This window comes from Acidiplasma cupricumulans, assembly GCF_001402935.1.
Taxonomy (GTDB): domain Archaea; phylum Thermoplasmatota; class Thermoplasmata; order Thermoplasmatales; family Thermoplasmataceae; genus Acidiplasma; species Acidiplasma aeolicum.
On the sequence record NZ_LKBH01000039.1, the window covers coordinates 1 to 5394 of the forward strand.

3 protein-coding genes are annotated in these 5394 nt (G+C 35.3%); all 3 read left to right on the forward strand.

Translation table 11 applies throughout. From position 1 onward, the window contains the following. Nucleotides 1-776 precede the first annotated feature (776 nt). Nucleotides 777-1460 (forward strand): MvaI/BcnI family restriction endonuclease, encoded by a 684-nt coding sequence (locus tag AOG55_RS01555; protein WP_055040800.1) that lies wholly within the window; start codon nucleotides 777-779, stop codon nucleotides 1458-1460. Nucleotides 1461-1468: 8 nt separating this feature from the next. Then, nucleotides 1469-2692, forward strand: a complete 1224-nt coding sequence (locus AOG55_RS01560) for a hypothetical protein (protein WP_197065872.1) — start codon at nucleotides 1469-1471, stop codon at nucleotides 2690-2692. 801 nt (nucleotides 2693-3493) lie between these two features. Continuing rightward, nucleotides 3494-5254: an alpha/beta hydrolase family protein gene (locus tag AOG55_RS01565; RefSeq protein WP_055040801.1), complete on the forward strand. Its 1761-nt coding sequence runs from the start codon at nucleotides 3494-3496 to the stop codon at nucleotides 5252-5254. The last annotated feature ends 140 nt before the right edge of the window (nucleotides 5255-5394 follow it).

A 5394-nucleotide genomic window follows, 5' to 3' on the forward strand; every position in this document is an offset into this window, starting at 1 on the left:
ATAATCTAGGTCCTTATAGATGTTTTTATGTATTATTGTTCTGTAATCAGCTAATCTTTTGGTTGTGTACCATATTTTGTGTTAATATAAATCCCCATGTTAATAATGAAATGATCATTAAATAACATGGAGAAATATCTCTTGTAACAACAGTAGGTAATAAAATATGGAATATGGCAATATAAACATGTCGAATGTTGATGAAATAATAGAACAGACAATAAAGGAAAAAATAGAAGCACTTATGAAATAGTATACCATATTAATTTTACTATTTTTATTTATTATACATAATTGTTAGAGCTTACTCTGGTCTCCTTGATATTTTCGAATGTTATTGTTTAATTTATTATTTCTGGATCCTTAAAATTGGTATTATTCTTCATTACGGAATATATGGTATTCAATAGCTTATTGAAGCATGCTATCATTAATTTATTGTCATTTAATCTATTACACTTCTATTATTTTTAAAAACTCTTTGAAACCATTGTTATTATTTATAATTATAATGTTCTTAATTTATTCATTTCATTATTTATAATGCAGTAATCAAACTTTTTCTTAGCTATGTCTATTCCTATATATCATATATTCCTCCGATCAGTTGTTTCTTCCCATATCCTAGCAGTCTTGCCTGTTATCAGTGTATTAAACACAATATACCATAGTGTCATATCCTGAAATGAATTCCTTAATAAATTTATTGTTTTTCATGATTTCTTATTAATATACAAATGTTTAAATTTATTTGAAAGATAATCATAGGTGGATTAATGGATATTAATGAATTTATTACTAGTTTTAATAAAATAAAAAAACTGGGGTTTATAAAATCATTAAGAAAAGGCCCTACTGGCGTAGGCAAAACATTAGAAACATATCTTGGAATAAAGGAAAATAATATTAATCTACCAGATCTCGAAGGAGCAGAACTAAAAGCACATAGATATAATTCAGATAATATGATTACATTGTTTACCTTTAATAGGGGCGCATGGATAATGGATCCTTTAGAGGCTGTTAAAAGGTATGGGACAAAAGATATCAATGGCAGGCTTGGCCTTTATTTTACAATGAGCTTCACCCAAAACAGCGCAGGATTATATTTATATTTAGAAAATGATGCGGTTTCTGTAAGGCATATTGACGGCAATGTACTAGTAAGATGGAAATTTTCTGACCTTCAAGAGCAATTTAACAATAAGATACCTGCCTTAGTATTAGTTTATGCCAGATCAGAATTTAGGGGAGATGATGAATACTTTGAATTCTATAAAGCATTATTATTAAAAGGTACAACTAAGGATATTTTAAAAGAAAGCATTAAGAATGGAGTTATATTAATAGATTTAAGGCTCCATGACAAAGGCACAATGGCTAGAAACCATGGCACCGGCTTTAGAGTTCATGAAAAGGATTTACCATTAATTTTTTCCATGTCAGAGGTGATAGCATAATAACTAAAGTGGATGATTGGACATTCAATAACGCAAATACAAGAGGATATACACATATTTACCATGATTACCCTGCAAGGATGATACCTCAAGTTGCAAATAAGTTATTATCAATATATGGCAAAGAAGCAAAAACATTATTTGATCCTTACTGCGGAACAGGTACTTCATTAGTAGAAGGGATGCTCATGGGTATAGATGGCATAGGCACTGATTTAAATCCTTTAGCTAGGCTTATAGCACAGTCTAAATCAGATTACAATATAAATATAAAGAAACTTTTAGAATGCATTGAAGAATTTAATGAAAAAGTTAATAACTTAAAACCAGAAATACCTGAAATAAAAAATATAGATTTCTGGTTTAATAATAATGTTATAATAAAACTGGGCAAAATCAAGGCATTTATAAATTTAATAGAAGACGATCATATAAATCTATTTTTTAAAATAGCATTCAGTGAAACTGTAAGAGAAAGCTCAAACACTAGAAGAAATGAATTTAAATTATTTAGATATAGTAAAGAAAAATTAAGTAAATGGAATCCTGATCCATTTATAATTATAAATGAAAAGCTCCATAGAAATGTAAAAGGATTGGCGGAATTTATAAGGAAAATTAAAAAATTAGATAAAATGCCTGAAATAAAAATATATGGGTACAACTCTGTAAATGAAATACCTAATAATAATATAAAAGAAGACTATGCTGATATTGTAGTGACATCCCCACCATATGGTGATTCCCATACAACAGTTGCATATGGCCAATATTCAAGGTTATCATCACAATGGTTATCTCTAATCAATGAAAATATTGATAAAAAACTTATGGGTGGAATAAAATTAAAGTCCATTCCTGATTTTCCATCAAAAACTTTAAACGAAGCTATAAATATAATAGCATCTAAAAATAATAAAAGGGCATTGGAGGTTGCATCTTTTTATAATGATTTACAAATGTCAATTAAAAATGTCTCTAAAATTATTAAGCTAAATGGATATTCATGCTATGTTGTCGCCAATAGGACAGTAAGCTCTGTTATATTGCCTACATCAGAGGCAATAAAGGATTTCTTTGAATATTATGGTTTTGACCATATAAATACTTATATAAGGGAAATACCAAATAAAAGGATGCCTATAAAGAATAGCCCTACAAATGTTGCTGGTGAAACCATGAATACAATGCTTAATGAGCACATTGTGGTAATGAAAAAGATTAAAAATTAAGGTCATAAAAATTGAATTAGTGTAGAACGTTGAGAAGTGGGAAGCCAAAGAAGAACATGGCAATAATTGTGAATATTGAGTAGCCGTTCACTATATCACTCAGGGGGTTCTTGGATTTCTTCTCCACATTGTACACGTTAGGTATGCATCCATAGAATATCAATGATATCCTAAGCCTATTATTCACGAAATGAGTAATGGCAGCTTATAATTGTGGTTGAATGGTAGGAATATGTAAGGTGCCATAAGAAGACCGATTCCTGCCATGACACCCCAGACCATGATGCCTCTTCCCCTTGACTTTGGATTCGCATCGCCAAGGAATGCAACCGAAGTTGCCTAGAATATTCCAACCTTAAAACCGCCCAGAACTATGAAAATTAAAAGCTCGAGGCAAGTCACGGAGTAGCTAGCCCTAATTGTGAATATCGATAAGAATAGAACAGATATCACCACGATAGTTTTTGATGAAAACCTGACGAAAAGGAATCCCCCTAGAAGGCTGAATATCGTTATACCTACTGCATACCCGCTTATCAAGATGCGGAGATAATACTAATGAATCTTTAGACTCGATATTATGGTTGCGGAGGCAAAAGTATAGGAAGATCTATCAAAGTCTTAGGTAAATGCAGGCAGTGCGCCGATCGCGAAGACCGTGATCAGCACCATAAGGCTATCCGTTGCCATTTTTCTTGTGGTCTGCATGAATGTCAATCACTTTCATGCTATTAAAACATTTCGCCTCTGGAGACGGCGTAATAAGGCTAATTTTTAAATATTATATGACAATTTATATTTATGGACCCATCAGAAGCCTACAGGATACGGTTTGCCACTGATATATCCATTGGCGGAGGATGGGCATATTTTACTGAGAAATATATAAAAGACGATGAGTACCATTCCGTGATAAAGAAGGTGGATAGATCGGGAAAGGTTGTTCAGGTTACATTTGGAGGGAATGAGCGGTATCCAAAGGCCTATGGAGAAGCGCTCTTTTTTGTCAAGTATTCGAAGGATAAAGAGTCGCTGATGCGCATGGATGGCATATCGGAGCCCAGGGAGATCGCATCCTTTGCCAAGATATCGGAGTACGCATACATTGGTGAAGAGGTCTACGTCATAGCACAGGACACCGCTGATAACACCCAACCATTTGAAGCAACTGATATAAAGTACAGGTTCAACGGCCGCGGTCTCCTGCGATCCTTCAATTCGCTTTACAGGATTCATGAAAAACCTGAGAAGATATACTCTGGTCATTTCGATGTTATCGCAATAAGGTCCAACGCTAGACGGATCATAATATCCACTACTGAGAATTCCAATGATTATGGCCTCATAGATCTGTTTGAAATCGATGCGGACGGAAAGAAGCTAAAGAGGATAACCAAAGAGCCTGCAGAAGTGAATGACTTCTCTGTTTCAGAGTCCGGGAGGATAGCCTTCTCTGGTTACTATGGCCTTGATGTGGGAAGGGTATCGAACATCATCTTTCCGGAAGAAGGCATTGAAATACCGTTGGGAAATGATGCAGCCAACTCGGTAATAGGTGATTCTTTCGGCGGATCACACTATCGCCTAGTCTTTGACGGCGATGCATTGTACGCCATCGGGCAGGAGAGATCCTCATCATATGTTTACAGGATCGGTGATAAGGCGGAAAGGATAACACCAGAGAACAGGAATATAGTGGATTTCGATTTCAAAGATTCACTTGCTTATGTTTATTCGGACATGGAAAATCTTTCCGTTGTCAATTTTGGTACTGATTACGATCTTAATCCCGGCGTGATGGGCGTAAAGGCTGATTCATTTGAATTGGATGGTGGAGAATGCTTCGCCATGGTATCTTCAAAGGAGAACCCGTCCATACTCTTCATACATGGAGGCCCTCACACGGCTTACGGAAACACGTACTTCATAGAATTTCAGTATTTCTACAGAAATGGTTACAACATACTCTTCTGCAATCCTCCAGGAAGTTCAGGATACGGGCAGGAATATGAGAAGGCGTGCATAGGCGACTGGGGCGGCAGAGATATGCACTATCTACTTAAGTTCGTTCAGGAGTGCAGATCCAGGTATGGCCTCACAGGAAAAATAGGAGTAACAGGGGGATCTTATGGCGGCTACATGACGAATTGGATAGTTACGCAGACTAACGAATTTGCCTGTGCAATATCAGAGAGATCCATATCAAATCTATTCAGCATGATAGGAACTAGCGACATAGGATTCTGGTTCAACGCCCTAGAACTTGATTTGAAAGATCCATATTCAAAGGAGGGAATGCAGAAACTCATGAACTTTTCGCCAATCAGTTACGTGAAGAAATCGAAAACGCCAATAATGCTTATAACTGGGGAAGAAGATTACAGATGCCCAATAGAGCAGGCCGAACAGTTTCACGTTGCAATGAAGATGAACGGTGTGGAATCAGTGCTGGTTAGATATCCCGGTGACAACCACGAACACGCTAGGACGGGCGTCCCCAAGAACATGGTCGACAGGATTAGAAGGAAAACGGAATGGTTCGAAAGACACCTGAAGAAGTAAAATATTGATAATAACATTCTATATCCTGATATCGGTCAGGTATAACATTTACCATTTCTTCTACAAGATTTATATATCATTAAAGATAACAAAATGATAATTTTTAGGTTTAGTTTAATCATAAAACTTTAAAATTTTTA